Here is a 22897-nt window from a genome sequence, read left to right on the forward strand (position 1 = left end):
TCTTCTATAACTCATTTGTACCACACCAAGAAAATAGATCATAAATTATATTTTATCATCTATTTGCCAATTCACAATCTGCATTAACTATTTTCAATACTCAAACAGTACAAAGTACATAAATATAAGTTTTAGGATTATATATATGATCTTAAAAGATAATATAAGATGGCATTGCGTTAGTCATCTTATTCATCATTGGTCTGTTACTGCGTTTTAGACTTTATTCATGTCCAATATTCTTAAAAATATTGTAACTATTCAGCCACCTTTGCGTGCTAAAATCCCCCCACCTCAATCTATTTCATCTTCTGACATGGATTTTTACGAAAAAAGTAAGTAGTAGCATTCTATTTAAGTTCACACCCAAAAAATCAATTGGTTTTGCCAAACAGGAGGTGAATGAACACGAAACGCAAAGAAATCCTAGCAGTTTATGAACAAGGTCCCGAAGCAGTTGTCACTCTTGTCACTACATTGTACGACATCATTGCTGAACAACAAAGGATCATAGAACTACAAGCTGCCAGAATAACCGAACTCGAAGAACGAGTTAAAAAATTGGAAGAGCAACTCAAAAAAAACAGCCGAAACAGCAGTAAACCACCTTCAACTGATGTTTTTATTAATGAGAAACCAAAAACAAAAAGCAGACGAAAAAAGAGTGGAAAGAAACCAGGTGGTCAGAAAGACCATCCTGGAACTACTCTCAGAATGGTAGATGTTCCTGACGAAGTTATAATTCACAAAGTACACAAATGTAGCAATTGTGAAAGATCGCTTGAAGATATAGAAGTTAAAGATCATGAAAAAAGGCAAGTATTTGACATACCTCCCATTAAGCTTCAAGTAACAGAACATCGTGCTGAAATCAAGTCCTGTCCTCACTGCGGTTGCAAGAACAAAGCTACTTTTTCAGAAAAGGTTAAACAACCCACGCAATATGGCTTACGTCTTGCATCATTAGCAGTCTACTTACATGATTATCAATTACTTCCTTATGAACGCAGCTGTGAATTGCGAGCTGATGTTTGTGGATGTGAAATAAGTCCCGCTACTTTGGCCAGGGCAGAAAAGACATGTTTTGAAAAACTTGAAGATTTCGAACAGCAGATCAAGAACTTCTTAATAGAATCTCCTGTGATAAATTGTGATGAAACTGGTATGAGGATAGAAGGAAAACGACAGTGGTTACATGTTGCTTCTACAAACAAAATGACATGTTATTATCCTCATCAAAAAAGAGGCTCTGAAGCAATGAATGTGATGGGAATCTTACCAAATTTTAATGGTACAGTAGTTCATGATTTCTGGAAATCATATTACAAATATGATTGTGATCATTCGATCTGTAATGCTCATCTATTGCGAGAATTAACAAGTGTAAGCGAGAACGATGATCAATTGTGGTCAAAAGCTATGAATATTCTACTTATTGATGTCAAAAAGTCAGTTGACCAGATCCGAGAAATGTCTGGTTGTATGAAACCAGAGAGAATTAAAGAGTTTGAAGATTGGTACGGCCAGATTATTCATATTGGGATAGAAGAAAATCCTCAACTTCAAGCCAAATCAAAGAAGCGAGGAAGAACTAAACAAACCACAGCAAAAAATCTGCTGGATCGGTTTATTGGTTATAAAAATGATATTCTCAGGTTTATGCATGATCTAAAAGTTCCATTTGAGAATAATCTTGCAGAAAGGGATGTGAGAATGATGAAAGTACAGCAGAAGATATCGGGTACATTCCGAAGTATGCAAGGAGCATTAATTTTCTCGCGGGTAAGAAGTTACATTTCTACTGTTAAGAAGAATCAGGTTCCTGTGATGGATGCAATTCGAAATGCAATTGCTGGAATGCCATTTATTCCAACAATTGTTTGAGATTCTAATTTTTTTGTGTAAAGGTTGGTCATATAGGATTGACTATAGGTAGGCTGAATAGTTACTATAAAGGTAACTAATAGTGTGATGTTCTGATCTCTCTACAAAATGGATATGCATATAATGCAGAAACAATATCTGTTGGTCATGGAATATCAGAACAAAGAATTTGAATCTCAAACTTTTAAGGATATTGACCTTTCTGGCATATCTTTTAAAAATTCAAAGTTCATCGATTGTGTTTTTGAGGAATGCAATTTATCAAATGTAGATCTGGATAACACAAGATTCCAGGACACTAAATTTAAGAACTCTAAGATCCTTGGATTTGACCTTACGAAATGTAATGACTTCATTCTCACTGTTGGATTTGAAGACTCATTTATTTCCCTCTCAGTGTTCTCTCATCTGAATTTAGAAAACACGAATTTCAGTAATTGTCAGATATATGACTGTGATCTTGTAAATACCAACCTGACAAATGCGAATTTTGAAAATTCGGATCTTAAGAACAGTCTTTTTCAAAAAACGAACTTAAGTTTTGCATCGTTCAAGAATGCAAAGAACTATGATATAGACCCAAATAATAATTTCTTAAGGAAAACAATATTTTCTGTTCCTGAGGTGATTTCTCTTTTGAATGGATTTGATATTGAATTGGATTGAATAGTATTTAGTTTCGGGCTGGATGATTTGGTGTACACGTATTTATTTTCATGTGACCACTGCCAGCAAACACGAGTTTCCACATAAATTCCTCCTCCTTTTTAAAAAACAAAAACTTCATATCCTCAAAATCCAATGTTAATAGTGGAGGGTAACACTATGCAATGCAATGTATGTGGAGTTGAAACTAACAAAACCTATTGTACAGATTGTGAAGAGGTAATGGAACAGATCATCCGACAGGTAGGGGAGAAGCGTTGGGCAGCGATAGACGATTGCTCACATATCTATCCAATGGTAAAAAGAGCTGTCAAAGGGGAGCTTAATATAAACGATATAGTAAATGCACTGGAAGTCGAAGACTGACAACACAAAAAGGTGAGGGCTGAATGATCGATTCTTTCTCACCTTCTTGTCAGGACTTGATAATATGATTAAGACAGCATTTGTATTTCGTAAGTCCTTAAAACTTCTAATATTTTAACGGGATAACCATGCCAGTATATATTAGAGATTATCAAATTCAGTACTTCACTAATATTCCCTCCACTAAATAAATCATGCAAGGTTACCTATAACATTTCACTACTAACTTTACTTTCAACTTTTTTCTCACCCATACCTCAATAAAGTGAACAAATAAATCAAATCTAAAAACATCTTCTTCTATCGTTTTCGGTCCCCTTTTCACCTTCATAAAATGCATTCTCTGAATCGATAACCATGCATTTTTCAGCATAAATGATATCAACGCATAGAAATATCGTAGCATTGGATTTCTTGAAGATGTTTTCGGTTTCACCACATTCCGCATTCGATATGATGATTCAATAGTAAATCGTTTCCTGTAGATCGTGCTAATCTTTCCTGGTTCCCAATCAATTCCATAAACAACAAACCCTAAATTCTCACAACCATTTTTCCCTCTCTTTCCTTTCAGATACTTAACATCAATAGCAATATCAAGTTCTACATCTCCTTTCTTATTCTTCATAACGTACTTCTCATAACGTTTTTTATTTCCATCAAGAAGATCCTTTATTCTTTTTCCCATCCTTACAACAGGAGTAATATGTGGAATCTCATTCTCCTGTAAAAATGCAAAAACGTCTCTGGAGTAAAATTCTCGGTCCAAACAAAGAACATTGGTCTTAAGATTGATTTTATCAACTAGATCTATGAAATATTTAAGATAATCTGTCTTCGTTCTGCCTTTTTCTACAGGCAACATGGAAATTGTAAATCTTGTGTATTTGTTTATGATGCAAAGAGAAATGTAAGAGTAGAATGAGTTTGTTGATTTCTTAGCTTGTCCTCGAATCACATAGTTCTCATTGATAGCATCCACTTTTCCATAGTATGGATCATTTGTATAATCAATTGCAAGATCATACTTTTTATTTGAATCAAGGGTTTAGTGGGATGATTGCAAGAGAATCTTTGCATTGTTTTCAATGAGCTGATCGAAATCAATCTTATGCAAATGATATCTCATCGATGTTTCACATGGAGTCTTATGATATTGTTTACCAATTGAATGGATTGAAAGTTTATCGGTGGACATTCCGAGAACATTAGTGAAAAGGTCTTTAGGAGTAAGTGATCCATTTATTGAAATGGGAATGTTGTCCAGAAGTGGTGGTAGAACCGTTTTGATACAGTGAGCAGGTGTTAATTCTAGTCGTGATAACATGGAAAGGGCATTTTAAAGGTATATTAATGTGCCGAATGGTATTGATTTCGTGAATTATGCCAAAATTAGAGAACTACTGAAATTAGCTTTTCGCTTTAAAAACGTAACTCTTTTTTCAAGACTACTGGCACCACTCTGAGCATAGCTTATGCATTACATTTATATTGTAGAAAATGTACCAGTCCATGAAATATTATTACGATGTTTCGGACGGAATCTGTACCAGAGATTCAATTGCTAACTATCTGAACACAGATAATGCATCAATATGCCAATTTTTGTATTTCTTAGATATCGATGACATTGCTTCTTATGTTGAAAGTAGCTATTATACCGATAAGGACTGGCACTTTCGGTATAAGGTTTCGTCAATGATAAAGCTCATCGTTGTGAAATGTTATAGAAACCTCTCATTTGAGAAAACAATATCGACCTTAACAAAAGAAGAAGCGCAGCTTCTTTCTTTTGAAGACAATAACGGCATTATGAATCTTCCATCCCCTGCAACACTGCATCATTTTGTAAAATACAGACTTGGAAAAACTGGACTCGATGAAGTAATGTTCAAAATTGGAAAGAATATCTCCAAAAATACAAAGATTAGAGATGCGAAAACAGATTCAACTCCACTTGAAGCATCAAGATATGACAAGTATGCAGATTACAATCCGCATTATAATTGTAAGATGGACAAAGCTCACATCACCATGATTGGAACACTTCCAATCTGCATGACTCATACAAAAGGTGCTTCTCACGATTCTCCTGAATTGAAGAAACATATTGATGCATTGGTAGAAATGGGAGTTGACATTGACACTTATGCATTGGATGGAGGTTATGATTCATTCAGGAATCATGCAGATATCTGGTATAAGTTGAATGCAAAACCAGTGATTGCATACTCTTCAGATTCTAAAGTTCAATACGAGGGAATGATGGAAAGAATTGATCACTGGGTTAACAAAATGTGGAAACTTGGTGGATCTATTCATATGAAATATGAAGAAAAACTTCATTTCCTCTATGAAAATGGAAGAGAAAAACAGGTAGGTATGCACTTGCGAAACAAGAATATCAAAGATGATGGATTCGATGAAGATTATTCGCACAGGGGTGAATGTGAACGAGTACACAATCATATTAAGTGGACTGTAAAGTTTGACATCAGAAGAATGAAAAATAGCAGTAAGAAACTGTATTCAGTTATGAATTTCGTTGCATATCAATTGCTTGTAGCTACAAATTTGCAAAATGGAGTTAAAGAAACTAACTCATTTACAAATTATGTATGAGGTAATGTCATCAAATTAGAATGGGAGAATTTATGAGCTAATTTGATAATCTCATCATCCTTTAGATAAATTTTTAAAAGGATTAATATGAATCCTCTTGAGAATAGGGTTTCTACAGAGCCTAAAAATACAATTCGAAGATCATCGAGACACATAAATATTTCATCTTTCCCACACCCCTGAACAAAATGTCACACAACACACCTATAAATAGTCACATCCATCATAACCCTTATAAACCATTCATGATATCTAATGGCAGGTTCGGATGATGGATGCAGTAATAGGATTAGAAGATGGAACGTTTTTAAAAGGTACCGGTTTCGGTGCTGAAGGTATCGTTTGCGGAGAGCTTGTTTTCACTACTCAGTACACAGGTTATGAGGAATCACTGACAGACCCTTCATACAGCGGTCAGATCTTGATGTTCACATATCCTCTTATCGGAAATTATGGGGTCAATGATGAGACCTTTCAGTCCGACGGTGTAAAGGTCGAGGGCCTTGTTGTAAGGGAAGCATGTCGGTCTCCAAGTCACCACCAATCCATGCGTAATATCTACAAGCTGATGGAAGATGAGGGAAAGCCCGGAATATCCGGAGTTGACACTCGTATGCTCACCATCGGTACTAGAGAGCATGGTACCATGCGTGCTGCACTTATCAATGGCAGTGACGATGGTGAAGAGGCTGTAAGGCTGGCGAGAGCACAGCCGGATATATCCAGTCTCGACCTGATCTCAAGGGTTACCTGCAAAGAACCCTACATCATAAAAAGTCAGGTCAATACCGATGACAAGAAAAATGTCGTACTTATCGACCTCGGTATGAAAAAGAATATTTCTACAAGTCTATTGAACAGAGGCATTGATGTTACAGTGGTACCAGCTACCACACCCGCTTCTGTAATTCAGGAATTTGATCCTGATCTTTTATTCCTGTCCAACGGACCAGGTGACCCACAAAATGCAAACGCAGCCATAGACGCAGTAAAAGAAATGGCAGGAACTGTTCCTATTGCAGGAATATGCCTTGGTCATCAGATCATTGCAAGGGCACTTGGAGCTGACACATACAAGCTCAAGTTCGGACACCGCGGAGCAAACCAGCCGGTCAAGGACCTTGAAACAGGAATTGTACACATAACTTCACAGAATCACGGATTCGCTGTGGAAGGAGATTCCTTCGATGACACTGATGTAATTGTCACACAGATCAATACCAATGACAGGACCGTGGAAGGTATCGAGCAGAAGGACCTCGATATATTCAGTGTTCAGTATCATCCGGAAGCACATGCCGGTCCGAGAGATACAGAGAAGATCTTCTTTGGAAAGGTCATGAAAGCTATGGGAGGCAGGGTATAATGGCAAAACGAAACGATATTAAGAAGATCCTGCTCATAGGCTCCGGTCCGATAATGATAGGGCAGGCAGCAGAATTCGATTTCTCCGGAACTCAGGCTTGCAGATCATTGAAAGAAGAAGGATACAAGGTAGTCCTTGTAAACTCCAACCCGGCAACCATCATGACAGATCCGGAAATGGCAGATGCCGTTTACATCGAGCCGCTTGAAGCAAAGATAATCGCTAAGATCATCGAGAAGGAAAGACCAGATGCCATCATTGCAGGTATCGGCGGTCAGACCGGTCTTAACCTCACAAGTGAACTTGCCGAGATGGGTGTGTTCGAGAAGTTCAATGTGGAATTGCTTGGGACATCCCTTGAAGCCATCAAGAACACCGAGGACCGTGAGCTCTTCAAGAACAAGATGGAAGACATCGGCGAGAAAGTGCCCAGAAGTGTGGCAGTTTCCACACTCAAAGAAGCTGAAGCGATTATCGATGAACTCGGATTACCCCTTATCATACGCCCAGCATACACCCTTGGAGGTGCCGGCGGCGGTATCGCATACACAAAAGAACAGCTTCTCGAGATATCCGAAAGAGGCCTGCGCCGAAGCAGGATCAATCAGGTCCTCATCGAGGAAAGCGTTCTTGGATGGAAAGAATTCGAATACGAGGTCATGCGTGACTCCAACGATACCTGTATCGTTATCTGTAACATGGAGAACCTTGACCCGATGGGTGTTCACACAGGTGAGTCCATTGTAGTGACACCTTCCCAGACGCTTAACGACATCGAACACCAGATGCTTCGTACAGCAGCCATCAAGATCATACGTGCTTTAGGCATTGAAGGTGGATGTAACATCCAGTTCGCTGCCAAGGACGGAGAATACAGGATCGTAGAAGTAAATCCACGTATTTCAAGATCATCCGCTCTTGCTTCAAAGGCAACCGGATATCCTATCGCAAGGGTCACAGCAAAGATCGCAATTGGAATGACACTTGACGAGATTCTCAATGATGTCACCAAGAAGACACCTGCATCCTTTGAACCTACCATCGATTACATTGTAACAAAGATCCCAAGATGGCCATTCGACAAGTTCGTCACCGCTGACAAGACCCTTACCACCGCCATGAAGAGTACCGGTGAAGTAATGTCCATCGGACGTACCATCGAAGAATCCCTTCAGAAAGCTGTCAGGTCCCTAGATATTGATATGAAGTTCGGTAACAAGACATGGGAACAGGCAGAGATCATCACCCTTTTGAAGACCCCGACAAGCGAAAGGCTGTTCGTTATCTTTCATGCCCTTAATACCGGAATGAGCATAGAGGAAGTTTCCGAACTCAGTGGCATTGATGTCTTCTTCATCGAGAAGATTGACAACATCGTCAAGATGGAAAAGAAGCTTGCAGCAGAACTTTTCGCAGGCGAGCCTGATATTGCTCTCTTAACAGAAGCGAAACGCCTGGGATTCACAGATGAACGAATTGGGGAAATGACAGGAAAGAGCCGTGAAGAGATCAACGATCTGCGCCGCAATAATGATGTAATCTCGACCTACAAGATGGTCGATACCTGTGCTGCGGAATTCGCTGCAGAGACACCTTACTATTATTCATGCTATGAAACGATGTGCGAGGATGTACCAACCGACAGGAAAAAGATCCTCATCCTCGGTGCAGGTCCTATACGCATCGGTCAGGGTATCGAATTCGATTACTGTACTGTCCATGCTGTGACAGCTATCCGTGAAGATGGGATCGAAGCACATATCGTGAACAACAACCCTGAGACCGTTTCAACTGACTACGACACCTCTGACAAGCTGTTCTTTGAACCGCTTACACTCGAGGATGTCATGAACATAATCGAGCGTGAGAAACCATATGGTGTACTGGTGCAATTCGGTGGACAGACCTCTGTCAATCTTGCACTACCTCTCCAGAAGGAACTTGCACGCCGTACTGATCTCGACACTATCATCATGGGTACATCCCCTGAGGACATCGATATGGCAGAGAACAGGGAAAAGTTCAACCTGATGATGAGCAAGCTCGGTGTTGCACAGCCTGAAGCCGGCTACGCGACCTCACAGGAAGATGCCATCGAGATAGCCACCCGTATTGGATATCCGGTACTTGTCAGGCCATCATACGTACTCGGCGGACGTGCAATGGAGATCGTCTATGAGCAAAATGATCTCGAACGCTACATGAGAGAAGCAGTAAGAGTATCCCCTGAACAGCCAGTACTTATCGACGACTTCCTTGAAGCTGCGGTCGAGATAGACGTGGATGCGGTCTGTGACGGCAAGGACGTACTTATCGGCGCTATCATGGAACACATCGAAGAGGCCGGTGTACACTCCGGTGACTCAGCTTGTGTCATCCCGCCACGGTATCTGTCAGAAGAGACCCTTAATACAGTACGTGACTACACACGCAAGATAGCACTATCACTCAACGTTATAGGACTTATCAACATCCAGATGGCAGAGCAGGACGGAAAGGTCTACGTGCTTGAAGCGAACCCTCGATCCAGCCGAACCATTCCATTCGTATCAAAAGCAGTGGGACTTCCACTTGCCAAGATCGCTGCACAGGTCATCATAGGTCACTCCCTTGAGGAACTGGGATATGCACAGCAGGACGAGTTACATGTCGAGCACTATTCCGTCAAGGAAGTACTCTTGCCATTCGACAAATTGCCTGGAGCAGACCCTGTCCTTGGTCCGGAGATGAAGAGTACCGGAGAAGTAATGGGCATAGACTATGATTTCGGACGTGCGTTCTTCAAGGCACAGCTCAGTGCAGACAACCTGTTGCCACTTAGCGGATATGTTTTCATGTCCATTAAGGAAGCAGACAGAGAAGAATTTGTAGAGATCGCAAAGAAGATGCAGGATGCAGGTCTTAAGCTCATAGGTACCAAAGGGACTGCGAACTACCTGGCAGAGAAAGGTATCAACATGGAAGCGGTCATGAAGTTGCACGAAGGCAGTCCTAACGTCATAGACATGTTGCGCAGGGATGAGGTAGGACTTATCGTGAACACTCCAACAGGAAGCCAGTCACGAAAGGACGGTTACCAGATCCGCCGTGCTGCAGTGGACTTCAAGGTGCCATACATCACCACGGTACAGGCAGCAAGAGCAGCCGCTGATGCTATCACATCCATGAAAACAGGTGAGATAACCATCAAGTCCATCAATGAATATCACAAAGAAATCAACAACTGATCATCAATTACAAGGAAACAATATCATGTCAAAGAAAGTAGCACTTGCGTATTCCGGAGGACTTGACACATCTATCTGTATCCCTCTCCTCAAGGAAGAATACGGATACGATGAAGTAATTACAGTAGCAGTCGATGTGGGACAGCCAAAGGAAGATGTCGCACAGGCAGAAGAGAAAGCAAAGAAGATCAGTGACAAGCATTTCACGCTTGATGTTCGCGAAGAGTTCGTGAACGACTATATCTTCCCGCTTATAAGAGCCAACGGCGACTACGAAGGCTATGTAATGGGCACATCCATTGCACGCCCGCTCATCGCCAAGAAGGTAGTTGAGATAGCAGAGCAGGAAGGCGCAGTTGCACTCGCACACGGTTGCACCGGCAAAGGCAACGACCAACTTCGTTTCGAGGCAGTGTTCAGGCTCACCGACATGGATGTCATCGCACCTATGAGAGAGATGAACCTCACCCGTGAATGGGAGATCGAATACGCTAAAGAACATGGCATACCTGTGGGAGTCACCACTGCAAAGCCATGGAGCGTTGATGAGAACATCTGGAGCAGAAGCATCGAAGGCGGAAAGCTCGAAGACCCTGGATATATCCCTCCTGAAGAGATATACAAATGGACAACAGCTCCGGAAGATGCACCTGACGCTCAGATCATCGAGATCGGATTCGAGAACGGTGTGCCGGTATCCCTTGATGGTCAGAAGATGGGCGGTGTCGAACTTATCGAGAAGATGAACATCATTGCAGGAACACATGGCGTAGGTCGTACCGACATGATCGAGGACCGTGTCCTCGGACTCAAGGCACGTGAGAACTACGAACATCCTGCAGCAACAGTTCTGCTTGCGGCACACAAAGACCTCGAAAAGCTCGTGCTTACCCGTGCAGAGCTCAAGTTCAAGGCAACGGTCGACGCCCAGTGGTCTGAGCTTGCATACTACGGCCTCGTGGATGAACCCCTCTACGATGACCTCAATGCTTTCATTGACAAGACACAGGAACGTGTCGCAGGTACAGTAACAATGAAGCTCTACAAAGGTAGCGTCCTCGTTCTTGCAAGGACATCCCCGTATGCCCTTTACTCAGAAGAGCTCGTATCCTTTGATGGCACAAGCATCGACCAGAAGGATGCTGAAGGGTTTGCCAAATATCACGGATTCCAGGCACGCCTGTACAGAAAATTCGTAGTTAAGAACTAATCATATTACACGTGTGCGGATTCCACATACGGGCTTCTTTTTTCTTTTTTTGCTCTTAATTTGATTCGGATTGTTCTAAATTTAATTCCAGACCATTCATGCTGTTAAAACTCTTGGGTAAAAACATACCCCATATTTAAGGTATGTTGCACCGTACTAAATAAAAGGGTTCGAATCTATCCCCCGTACTAAAAGAAAGAGTAATAGGTATCTTAGAAAATAGATACTCAATAATTCAGAATGTTTCGGTAAATCAATTTATAACCTTTTTATTATCGAATTATATAGCATTTCATTTTTGAGCTATAAAAGCAAAAATAAATAATTTATAAAAGATGGTTATTCGTGAAACTACTACACCCACTGGGCATAACTCATTCAGTCTTGTCGAGAGTATTGTAAAAGGACGAATAAAAATCCTATTAATTAACGAGATTTTGTTTAAAGCATATTCAAATGAATACAGTTGTAGAGATCAGAGCTAATTTCAAACTATAAGGGATGCCGTACTAAACTAATTACAAATGAAAAATGGTTCTGAAAGGTAATTCCACAAAATAATCTTGGAAGAATTGCATATATTTTGGGGGCTGTCAAAAACTTTGGTGTTAGAAAGTTACAACTAATCAATCACAATGAATATATATTATGAAAGTGGATGAATGGTTATGACACCTAATATAACATCCACTTTCGCATCCCACATTGACTCAATACAACTTAAATTAACTGATTGTTTTTCAGGCATTACAACTTTTGAAAAAGCAATCATATCCCATTTTAGTTCAACTGGAAAAAGGAACATTCGAAATGAGAAGGAACTTGTTTTGCATGCTGACAACCATTTTGATCTTTTACATCCTCAGTGCCCCGTATGTGGTTCCAATAAAATAAATAAACAAGAGTATTATACGCGTAAGTTAAAGTTAGCAGAATTTGGAAGTCAAATAATCCACGTACGAAGATATTATTGCAAAAAATGCTCTAAAAGATTTACAACACCCCGACTCAATTGTTAAAAAAGGTCATCAATATGCCAGAACATATGAACAGTATATTGAAGGTTATGAAACAGGATATTGTTCATTTAGACATTTACAAAAAATATTCAGTTCACTTTATGATTGCTCCCCATCCCATCAAACCATCTATAACTGGATAAGGAAATCAAACAAAGAAGTGACTTCAGAAGCTACAAAAGAATACTCGGGTTATTATTGCTATGATGAACAATATTTAAAATTGAATGGAAGACGATTTTATAGGCTCAGTTTGATTGATTCAATATTCAATAAACCAGTTGAAGAAATGATCGTTACTAATCTTGAATATGATACAGTAAAGGATTTTATTGAAAAAGCAACATCAAACAGACCAATTTATGCAATATCTACTGATCATCGGATAAAGTACAAATAGATAATGGATAAACTTGAGATAAAACATCAACTTTGCATATTTCATTTGTATAAATTGATTGGAAACGATGTATTCAAAAAGTTAAAATCAAAATTTGTTAGTTACTGTGAAAAGATAAACATGTGTTTAACATTTACAGAAATAAAAGAGATATTTAGAACATATGATGTAAGTATCGCAATCAATAGGCTTCAAAATTTAATAGACGGTATTAAGAAAATTCCATATGCTCTTTATAGATCAATAGACAAAATCACTAGAGATTTTAATAGATTGACTTTGTTTATGGTAGATGGATTTGTTTCTAAAACAACAAATCCAATCGAAAATTATTACAGACAAACATTACCTAATCAGCTAAAAAGAATATTTAAAACACCCGAAGGAGTGTTGAATTATTTGGCTGTAAAAAAGAAATACTGGGAAGGTAACATATCAAATAAAGTTTAACATCAAAGTTTTTGACAGCCCCATTAATTCAATACGTTTAAATGTAGGAGACATTTTTTTACTACATTTAATTAAATAAATTCAAAAGCAAGGTTCACTATACAGCCGGTTTATCATTATAGTGTTTGCACTTACCATAACAATTGGTATTTCGATAAATCAGGTTTTAGAATCGAAATACCATCAATTGCTTAAACAATTCTTGTCTAATAAAGAGTGTAATCTATTAAATTATTACAGTGTGTAGTGCTGATAACTTTGACCTTCAATATCCAGGTTAAAAAAGTAAGTCAATTCTTAAATATCAAATTCCCATATATACTATCGGGAATTTGATATGACATTTACAGGACAAGCTTATGCACTAGGTGCCGGAACGGTCATAAACGCCATCGCTACCTGGAAAGGGGCGGCTTTTGGAGTTGACCTTAAAACATTTGCTGATGTTGAACTGACGAAAGAGAGTTCTTCCTTTATAGGCACTATTGAAGGTGTACCACATGGGGACACTACGCTTATTGAAAGGTCCATGGACCTTGTCCTCGAGCACTTTGGCATCGAAATGGGTGGGACCGTTGTTACTCGGAGTGAGGTGCCCCTTGCAAGCGGTTTGAAGAGCAGTAGTGCTGCTGCCAATGCTACTATTCTGGCTACGCTGGATGCTCTTGGTGAAACCCTTGAACCGCTGGATGCAGTTAAAATGGGAGTAAGGGCTGCAAAGGATGCTGGTGTTACCATCACCGGGGCTTTTGATGATGCATGTGCCTCATTCTTTGGTGGGATTGTTGTAACGGACAACCGGACGAACGAGCTGGTCAAACGCACTGAAAAGGAAATGGATGTGGTTATCTTTGCACCGGACAGGCAATCCTTCAGTTCACAGACGAATGTGCATAATTCAGAACTGCTGGCTCCCTGGGTTGATATGGCATACGATCTCGCACTTGATGGGGAATATGAAAAGGCTATGACGCTTAACGGTTTCCTATATTGCGGTGCTCTTGGTTTTAGTACTGATGTCATGATGGAAGCATTGAAATGCGGAGTTAAGGGGGTCAGTTTATCAGGTACTGGTCCTGCGTATTCTGCTCTTGTTGACAGGAAAATGGCAGACACTCTTACGAAAGTTTGGGAAAATCTTGGAACGAGCGGAAAAGTGATAAATACCAAGATTAATAATGATGGATTAACTAAACTTTAATTTGCAGTGGAAACCATGACCGCAATAGAAGAAGTCCGCAATAGGATCGAACAGATCGACTATGAGATTATAAAACTTATCGAAGAACGTATCGATTGTGCGACTGATGTTCTTGCTGTTAAAAAGAAAGAGCATATGTCCATCAATGATGGTACGCAGAACCATGTGGTACTCGACAGAGCCACAAATTCAGCAACCGAAAGGAGCCTTGATTCAGGGGCTGTTAAAGAAATATTCGAGATCCTGATTAGAATGAGCATTGAGCGTCAACATGAACTTAGCGGGGAAGGAAATCTTCCCTGAAGGAGATTAAAAATGGTAGATATTTCAATATTAATGGGGTCTGAATCAGATCATGCAATAGCAACCCGAGTTACGAGTGTCCTTGAGGATACCGACTACTCCTTTGAAGTGAAAGTTATCTCAGCACACCGTGATCCTAAAAAACTTGATGAATACATTGCTAAGAGCGATGCAAATGTCTTCATTGCGATCGCAGGCCTTTCTGCAGCACTTCCTGGAGTCATTGCCTCAAAGACCATAAAACCTGTTATTGGTGTACCGGTTAGTGCAAAACTCGGTGGACTTGATGCACTCTTATCCATAGTTCAGATGCCACCAGGAGTTCCTGTCGCAAGTGTTGGTATAGATAATGGTGCTAATGCCGCAAAACTAGCCATAAGGATACTTGATCTTCTTAATTAAAAAAATACTGGAAAAGGGATTACCTTTTTCCTTTTAATTTTTAGTTTATTTTTTTAAAGCCTTTAGTATCTCAAAATGACAGTATTGATCGCCATTACCCAATGTTTTTTGCACTTTCACATTGCTATTAGGGAAAAATTGGTTGATGATACGCATAAAAACACCTGTTGTGAGATTACACATTATCGGATTTAAATGAGCTTCTACCTTACCCCACAGACATTTCCGGGCCTTGATGAGGCATATATCTTCATCATCTGTCCTATCAATATAATAAGAACCCCCCAGTTGGTTCATTGTATCACAGCAAAGTTGTGCGGCATCTGATATACTATTAAGTTCAGCTACATAGCCCTGCTTAGTTCCCTTGATTATTGTTTCTACCATATCAACCATCTGATGGACAATTATCTTTTTCTGCTCCATGGGTATGTTCGCCAAAAGAGTAGGAACAATGTTTGTCATAATGGAACGGACCTCGTTCTGCATTTCAAGTTGATCTCGCTCGCTAACGAGGCTATCCTGCAATTGCTTGATCCGAATAAGGGATCTAACTCTGGTGTTTAACTCCAGTCGGTCGACAGGTTTGGATAGAAAATCATCTGCTCCTGCCTCAATACCCTTTATTCGATCTTCTCTTTCTGTCAACGCGGTGACCATTATTACAGGCAGGAATTGCGTTTTTATAGAGGATTTTATATGTTCACAAACCTCATAACCTGTAATTTCTGGCATCATAACATCCAGAAGAACAAGGTCTAAGTTCTCTTTATTGATAATATCAAGTGCTTCTTGACCTCCAGATGCGGTCATAATTTCATAATCAACAAAAAGTAACGCTTCTAGAAGCTCAACATTGTTAGGCTCATCATCTACAATGAGTATGGTGGATCTTTTCTCTTCGGTCATAAAAACACTCTTACTCAAAAACAATTCATCTATCGATTGTGGCATTCGTCCAGATGGACTACTATAATAACTAGAATCAACAATATCTTCTTAATGCTTTATATTTTTGGTTCAAATTTGTATTATGGATCAACTTTGGCGTGATATTATCACAGAGCCATTATGTTAAACAAATTGTTTTTCTAAAATAAGTTCCTGATCAGACATTACCTGACCCTCCACCATGGAATTCTATCCCCTGGGATGTTATGTCATAACGATTAGCATCCAGTGAGATGTTTGTACTCCTCATTTTAGTAATAAGAAGGTAACGTTCCATATTTCCTGTATATGGGTTTTCTTTTATGGATATCTTTAGGCATCCATATGTGGAATAATCTGCTATCCGATGAGTTAGGTTGTAAGATGCTTCATCCATTACTAAAAGTGTGGTGAAGTTCTTCTGTGAAATTAGAAGATTAAGCACATCAAATTTATCTCTGAATTCCTTAGGTTCCATTCCAATGGCAAATACGCCAATGTTGTCAATAACGACAAATTCGGTATCGTCTGGAATAAGGTCGATGATACCTATCATATTGATCTCTCTTATGCTAAAACCTTTTATCATTTCAGAGGCCTGTGCTATATCTCGGGTCCTTTGTTCAAGAACGCGCAATATTTCCAGATTTCCATTATCCATATGGCTCTTAAGGTCCAGTCCTAGCATTTCCGCCTGAACAAGTATGTCTTCTGGGCTTTCTTCAGTCGCTACCATCACACATTTTTTACCATCAATACAACCCTGATCTAAAGCATGTAATCCAAAGATGGTTTTTCCTGAACCGGGAACACCTGTAATTAAGATCCCTTTTCCCTTTGGATAGCCTCCATCAAGTTTATCGTCAAGGTATTTTATTCCAGTTGAGATTCTTTCCATGTGACCCAATAACTCCTATTACAAATTAAATCCGAGATATTTGATTTAACGAAATATTAGGCATATAAGTATAAATATCTATATCTCGATCTTAAGTATCTGGGTCTAAACTGATCCTCAAATAATATTTTTATTTCCAGCTACTTCTAGCTCTTCTTTATCATTTATGTTTGATATAATTAGAATAGATATAATTTTATTAATATCGATATATTAAAAGTGGTCCATAGTATTATCGGATAGACCGAAAATAGTTAAATATATTTAGTTGAATGCCTCTAGTGTAGTATTAAATAAAAATCTCGAAGATCGGATTATAAATTAATTCATGTAAAGACTTCATATCATACTGTTTAAATGTGAGTAAACCATGGAAGACGAAATGACTGCTACGGAAGAAACCGAACTTTTCGGTGATGATTTTAACACTACAAGTTCAATAGATGTACCTGAACTTATGATAGATCAGGTCATCGGGCAGGAGCATGCTGTCGAAGTTGTGAAAAAGGCAGCCAGCCAGAGACGTCATGTCATGATGATAGGTACTCCAGGTACTGGAAAATCAATGCTAGCAAAAGCAATGGCTGAACTTTTACCAAAGGAAGAGCTTGAAGATATAATGACATACCCCAATCTGGAGGATAATAACAACCCAAAGATAAGGGAAGTGCCTGCCGGAAAAGGAAGGGAGATCGTCTTGGCTCACAAGATGGAGGCTCGCAAAAAGGCTCAGTCACGTAATATGATGATGATGTTCCTTGTGCTGGGTATCGTCATGTACTCGTTCTACGTAGGGCAGCTACTGTGGGGTATCATCGCTGCGATCATGATACTTATGCTAACGCGACAGTTCATGCCAAAAGAAGAGCTCATGATACCAAAGCTCATTGTTTCCAATTATCAGAAAGAGCACGCTCCATACATCGATGCGACCGGAACACACGCAGGTGCACTACTCGGCGATGTAAGGCACGACCCATTTCAGTCAGGTGGTCTTGAAACACCTGCGCATGACAGGGTAGAGAGCGGTGATATTCACAAATCACACAAGGGAGTTCTCTTTATTGACGAGATCAATACCCTGAGGCTTGAATCCCAGCAGAGCCTTCTTACAGCATTACAGGAGAAGGAGTATGCTATCACAGGGCAGTCAGAACGCAGTTCAGGTGCTCTGGTAAAGACCGAACCTGTGCCATGTGATTTTATCATGGTGGCAGCAGGTAACCTTGATGCAGTGGAGAAAATGCATCCTGCACTTCGCTCACGTATTAAGGGATATGGATATGAAGTATTCATGCGCGATTCCATGGAAGATACACTTGAGAACCGTAAGTCACTCGTCCGTTTCGTGGCACAGGAGGTCGTACGTGATGGCCACATCCCGCCATTTGATAAGGGCGCAGTGAAAGAGGTTATCAGGGAATCGAGAAGAAGGGCAGGCAGGAAAGGTCATCTTACTCTGAAGTTCCGTGACCTTGGTGGTCTTGTAAGGGTTGCTGGAGACATTGCCCATTCCGAGAATGCGGAGATCACTACTGCAACACATGTTCTTGCAGCAAAGAAGATAGCACGTTCCATCGAACAGCAGCTTGCAGACAGTTATCTCGAAAGGCGAAAGGATTACCAGCTTTTTGGCAAGCTGGGCGCTGCTGTTGGACGGGTCAATGGTCTTGCTGTCATGGGTGGTGATTCCGGTATCGTCCTTCCAATTGTGGCTGAAGTGACACCGACGCAATCTTCCGCCGGAGGTCATGTGATAGCAACAGGCATGTTGAAGGATATTGCAAAGGAAGCTGTCCAGAACGTTTCAGCTGTTATCAAGAAAGTGACCGGTGAGGATATTTCCAATCATGATATCCACATACAGTTCATAGGCACATATGAAGGTGTGGAAGGTGACAGTGCATCGATATCGATCGCAACCGCCGTTATATCTGCACTAGAAAATATTCCAATTGACCAAACCGTCGCTATGACAGGTTCACTATCCGTAAGAGGCGATGTACTTCCTATCGGTGGGGCTACCTACAAGATAGAAGCAGCAGTTCAAGCAGGTATCAAGAAAGTGATCATACCTAAGTCCAATGAAGCGGATGTCCTTATCGAGGATTACTATAAGGATAAGGTCGAGATAATCCCAGTTACAACAATAGCAGAAGTAATCGAACACAGTCTTGTGGGAGAGGATAAGGCCGGTATTGTTGAAAAGCTCAAGAATATGAGCAACAAAAAAATCGATTATGCAGCAAGGAGCAAGAAGGTTGCAGGTAGTGACGATGTCTGAAGTTGGGTTTTACGATGTCAGAATGATCGATGGAACGTCTACATCGATCATCCTTGACAATGGCAATATTGAGGAAATCTCGGTCAATTACAGCAAAGGGTGCGGTGCTCGTGCTTTATGTGGTGGTTCCTGGGGCTTTACAACTGCAGAAGGCGAGTTCGATCTGAAAGCAACAATTGATTCCGCTTCAGAACTTGCAGCACAGATGAATAGTATTTCTCCAAAGGATGAAGTAAAGCTTAAGCCCGTGGAAAAGCCTGTTATAAAGAACATCCCTATTGCAAAGATCGATCCTGCAGATGTTCCTATTGAGGAAAAGGTACAGTTATTGAAGGATATTGAAGACCATGCAAAGATGGATGGTGTCAGCAGTACTTCAGCAGTCTATTCCGAAGCTTCTGTAAAAGTTCATTATATCAGTTCCGAAGGGATCGATTGCGAATACAGTCTTATCAGAACCGGCTTTGCAATAAGCGCTGTTGCTACTGAAAATGGTTCATATCAGGTTGGAAGGGAAAGCCGCTTTGGAGTATGTGGTTTTGAACTTTTTGAAAAGAACGATGCTCTTGCACTTGCAAGATCTGCCGGTGAGACCGCAGTTGAACTGCTTGAGGCTGAACAGGCGAAGGGAGGCACATTGCCGGTCATACTTGACCCCGAACTTGCAGGCGTATTTGCACATGAGGCAGTAGGCCATGCATCAGAGGCAGATCTTGTGCTAGAAGGAAGTTCTATTCTAGCAGACCGTTTGGGAGAACAGATAGCATCCCCTTTAGTCAATATCATTGATGATCCTACATTACATGAATATGGATACTATCCATTTGATTCCGAAGGTGTCATGTCTTCAAAGACCACGATAATAAAGGAGGGAGTACTCAATTCATATTTGCACTCAAGGGAGACAGCACAGGCCCTTGGTGGAACTCCGGGAAACAGTAGGGCACAGGGTTATTCTGAACCTGTTGTTAGAATGAGCAATACTTACATTGATAATGGCGATTCGAATTTTGATGAAATGCTTGAAGAGATTGGCAATGGGATGTACCTGACAGGCTCAAGAGGCGGTCAGGTGAACACTGGAGAGGGTATCTTCCAGTTCAATGCCGAGAAAGGTTATCTTATTGAGAATGGGGAAGTTACAAGATTACTCCGTGATGTATCCCTTTCGGGCAAGACACTTGAGATATTGAACAATGTTGCATTGGTCGGTAATGATCTCAAGATGCACTCTGGAAGATGTGGAAAGGGTGGTCAGCTTGCACCGGTATCGGATGGTTCGCCTCATATATCGATCACAAAGGCATTGGTAGGGGGAGTCTGATATGTTCGAACATGCACAGAAAGCTATTGAGCTTGCTGAAAAACTGGGTGCTGATGAAGCAGAAGTATATATTTCCTATAATCACTCTATTTCTGCAGATATCAGGAAGAATACCATCGAATCGGCAAAAGAGAATGTCAGTCAGGGTATTGGTATACGTTCGATAATCAATGGTGCGGTTGGTTTTGCAAGTACGAACAACGTAAGTCGTATCGAGGATATAGTAAATATCTCTGTTTCTTCTGCAAAAGTTAGGGAAAGTGATCCTGAATGGACATCACTCCCATCAAATGCAAAATATCCTGCAGTCTCAGGTACATATGACAAAAAAATAAGTGAGATCGGACTGGACGATTGTATAGGTCTTACAGGAAAGATGATCGAGGGTGCATTATCGGTACCTGATGTCAATACAACCTCCGGAAGCTTTTCAACATCATACAATAAGCACCTCATCATGAATACGAATGGTGTTGAGATCGTTGATGAAGGAACGGGAGTTTCCGGATTTGTGGATGTCATCACTACTAAAGGAGATCTCTCAACAGCTTATGATTTTGAAGTTTCGAGATCACTTGATATCGATGTTTTTGGCATAGGCGCAAGTGCTTCAAGTCTTGCCATCAGATCACAGAACGGTATTTCCATAGAACCGAAGAAGACGAACGTCATTCTGCATCCATTTGCGTTCTCCGATATTTTTGAGAACACATTCGAACCATCTATAGATGCAGATAATATGCAAAAAGAACGCTCTTCACTAATAGGCAAGAAAGGAGAGACCATTGCTACATCGGATCTGAACATTATTGATGATGGATTGCTTGAGGGTGGAATTGAAACCTCCATATCCGATGAAGAAGGAACTCCATCTCAGAGGACCCCTATAATTGAAAATGGTATATTCAAGTCGTTCCTCTATGATAATTATACGGCAGGAAAAGACAATACTTCCAGCACAGGAAACGGAATGAGGCATTCTTATGTATCGTCTCCTTCGGTAGGCCCCAGAAACCTTATCGTGGAATATCCTTCAAGTGATGTAATTGCAGATACCGATGAGGGTGTTTTCATTAATACGGTCATCGGAGCACATACGGCAAATGCGATATCGGGAGATTTCTCGGTCGAGGCCAGAAATGCATTTACGATCAAGGATGGGCAGCTTGATAAGCCTATAAAGTCCCTGATGTTATCAGGCAATATATTCGAGATGCTGAACAAGATCACAGGTGCAGGAAGTGATGTCCGTAAAGTGGGAGGTACTGTGGTGCCGTCTTTGAGAATAGCTGGAATGAGCATTGTAGGTTAAAATACATGTTGATCACAGAAGTGTGCTTAAATACTATAGTAATCATTATATATTCATCATTACAATAATGAAGTGATAACTTAAATTTTATTTACCCGGTAATCGATATAGTTTGGTAGGGATGATATGACCAATATTGAAGATAGCAAGCAGATGTTCTGCTCCTAAGGTGGTAATATGGCTGAGAATGACAGAATAAGAATACTCGTAGTCGACGATGAACCTGATAATGTAGAATTGCTTACTGCATATCTATCGTATGATTACGATATAGTTCCATCATACAGTGGGAACGAAGCTCTTCAAATACTGGAAAATTCCGATCAAGTCTACCCTGACCTTGTTTTGATGGATATCATGCTAAAGGATGGTATGGATGGAGTGGAAGCTGCTAACCAGATACATCTCAAATATGACATCCCTGTAGTCTATATCACAGCTTATGCCGATGATAATATTATGCAAAGGGCAAAGTTAACAGAGCCTTTTGGATATATACTCAAACCATTCGAGGAAAGCGAACTCCGTACGAACATAGAGATTGCACTTTATAAGCATAAGATGGAAAGCAAGCTTAAAGAAAGCCAAAAATGGCTTACTGCGATCTTGAACAATACTGGCGATGCTATGATCGCAACTGACAAAGACGGATTGATAAAATTTATCAATCCCTTTGCAGAAGCACTTCTTGGCAGGAATCTGATCGATGTTCTTGGTAAGCCACTGAATGATGTTTTTTGTGTCGAAAGTGGGGAAACCGGAGCTATTGTCGATGATCCTGTGAAGAAAGTGATCCGTGAAGGTATGTTCTATGGACTCGCAAATCAGACGCTTCTTGTTACAAAAGATAATACTAAAGTTCCTGTTGATATCATTGGTTCTCCGATAAAAGGCGAGAATGAAAATGTTATGGGAATACTGATAACTTTCTGTGATATCTCTGATAGAAAACGCATTGAGAACCTTATTTATTCAAAAGCATCAGAGTCTGGTTTCTAATTTTAGTTATAATATATGTCAAAAGGGATTAATA

Annotated in this window: 16 protein-coding genes and 2 pseudogenes; 15 read left to right on the plus strand and 3 right to left on the minus strand. The window is 40.3% G+C overall.

The annotated features are described in order from the left end of the window. The first annotated feature begins 402 nt into the window (after positions 1-402). From MBUR_RS04460 to MBUR_RS04470, 3 genes are all read left to right on the plus strand, one after another. On the plus strand, positions 403-1884 hold the full coding sequence (locus MBUR_RS04460; RefSeq protein ID WP_011498970.1) for an IS66-like element ISMbu5 family transposase: 1482 nt from the start codon (positions 403-405) through the stop codon (positions 1882-1884). A gap of 147 nt (positions 1885-2031) precedes the next feature. Further along, the gene (locus MBUR_RS04465) at positions 2032-2550 is read left to right on the plus strand and encodes a pentapeptide repeat-containing protein (RefSeq protein ID WP_048063530.1); all 519 of its coding nucleotides are present in this window, start codon (positions 2032-2034) and stop codon (positions 2548-2550) included. 159 nt (positions 2551-2709) lie between these two features. Then, complete coding sequence (locus MBUR_RS04470) at positions 2710-2916, plus strand: hypothetical protein (protein WP_048063240.1); 207 nt, start codon at positions 2710-2712, stop codon at positions 2914-2916. 202 nt (positions 2917-3118) lie between these two features. Here the strand turns inward: MBUR_RS04470 and MBUR_RS04475 are convergent. Further along, positions 3119-4243: pseudogene (locus MBUR_RS04475) on the minus strand (ISH3 family transposase). A 173-nt stretch (positions 4244-4416) separates the two neighbouring features. Between MBUR_RS04475 and MBUR_RS04480 the strand changes: the two are divergent. The 8 genes and pseudogenes from MBUR_RS04480 (at position 4417) to purE (ending at position 15116) form a co-directional block, all read left to right on the plus strand. Continuing rightward, entirely contained in the window at positions 4417-5538 is a 1122-nt protein-coding gene (locus tag MBUR_RS04480; RefSeq protein ID WP_011498973.1) for an ISNCY-like element ISMbu11 family transposase, read from the plus strand. 268 nt (positions 5539-5806) lie between these two features. Beyond that, a complete protein-coding gene (carA, locus tag MBUR_RS04485; protein WP_011498974.1) occupies positions 5807-6904 on the plus strand; it encodes a glutamine-hydrolyzing carbamoyl-phosphate synthase small subunit in 1098 nt (365 codons plus the stop codon). Beyond that, a complete protein-coding gene (carB, locus tag MBUR_RS04490; protein WP_011498975.1) occupies positions 6904-10131 on the plus strand; it encodes a carbamoyl-phosphate synthase large subunit in 3228 nt (1075 codons plus the stop codon). The genes carA and carB overlap by 1 nt, the downstream gene beginning before the upstream one ends. Positions 10132-10156: 25 nt before the next feature. Beyond that, positions 10157-11341, plus strand: a complete 1185-nt coding sequence (locus MBUR_RS04495) for an argininosuccinate synthase (protein WP_011498976.1) — start codon at positions 10157-10159, stop codon at positions 11339-11341. A gap of 662 nt (positions 11342-12003) precedes the next feature. After that, positions 12004-13144 (plus strand): annotated as a pseudogene (locus MBUR_RS13405) (ISNCY family transposase); the annotation flags it as partial. 403 nt (positions 13145-13547) lie between these two features. Next, complete coding sequence (locus MBUR_RS04505) at positions 13548-14411, plus strand: shikimate kinase (RefSeq protein WP_011498977.1); 864 nt, start codon at positions 13548-13550, stop codon at positions 14409-14411. A 15-nt stretch (positions 14412-14426) separates the two neighbouring features. Next, entirely contained in the window at positions 14427-14714 is a 288-nt protein-coding gene (locus tag MBUR_RS04510) for a chorismate mutase (RefSeq protein WP_011498978.1), read from the plus strand. A gap of 12 nt (positions 14715-14726) precedes the next feature. Further along, a complete protein-coding gene (purE, locus tag MBUR_RS04515; RefSeq protein ID WP_011498979.1) occupies positions 14727-15116 on the plus strand; it encodes a 5-(carboxyamino)imidazole ribonucleotide mutase in 390 nt (129 codons plus the stop codon). Between the two features lie 45 nt (positions 15117-15161). Here the strand turns inward: purE and MBUR_RS04520 are convergent, their stop codons facing one another. Next, complete coding sequence (locus MBUR_RS04520) at positions 15162-16025, minus strand: methanogen output domain 1-containing protein (protein WP_048063531.1); 864 nt, start codon at positions 16023-16025, stop codon at positions 15162-15164. 199 nt (positions 16026-16224) lie between these two features. Next, entirely contained in the window at positions 16225-16944 is a 720-nt protein-coding gene (locus tag MBUR_RS04525) for an RAD55 family ATPase (RefSeq protein ID WP_011498981.1), read from the minus strand. A 370-nt stretch (positions 16945-17314) separates the two neighbouring features. Here MBUR_RS04525 and lonB point away from each other — a divergent pair, with 370 nt between their 5' ends. The 4 genes from lonB (at position 17315) to MBUR_RS04545 (ending at position 22863) form a co-directional block, all read left to right on the plus strand. Beyond that, positions 17315-19228, plus strand: coding sequence for an ATP-dependent protease LonB (gene lonB / locus MBUR_RS04530; protein ID WP_011498982.1), 1914 nt, complete (start codon positions 17315-17317; stop codon positions 19226-19228). Then, positions 19221-20552: a TldD/PmbA family protein gene (locus MBUR_RS04535; RefSeq protein WP_011498983.1), complete on the plus strand. Its 1332-nt coding sequence runs from the start codon at positions 19221-19223 to the stop codon at positions 20550-20552. The genes lonB and MBUR_RS04535 overlap by 8 nt, the downstream gene beginning before the upstream one ends. Before the next feature lies 1 nt (position 20553). After that, the gene (locus MBUR_RS04540; RefSeq protein WP_011498984.1) at positions 20554-21864 is read left to right on the plus strand and encodes a TldD/PmbA family protein; all 1311 of its coding nucleotides are present in this window, start codon (positions 20554-20556) and stop codon (positions 21862-21864) included. Between the two features lie 177 nt (positions 21865-22041). Next, positions 22042-22863, plus strand: coding sequence for an ATP-binding response regulator (locus MBUR_RS04545; RefSeq protein WP_011498985.1), 822 nt, complete (start codon positions 22042-22044; stop codon positions 22861-22863). Positions 22864-22897: the final 34 nt, after the last annotated feature.

Source organism: Methanococcoides burtonii DSM 6242, from assembly GCF_000013725.1.
Lineage (GTDB): Archaea > Halobacteriota > Methanosarcinia > Methanosarcinales > Methanosarcinaceae > Methanococcoides > Methanococcoides burtonii.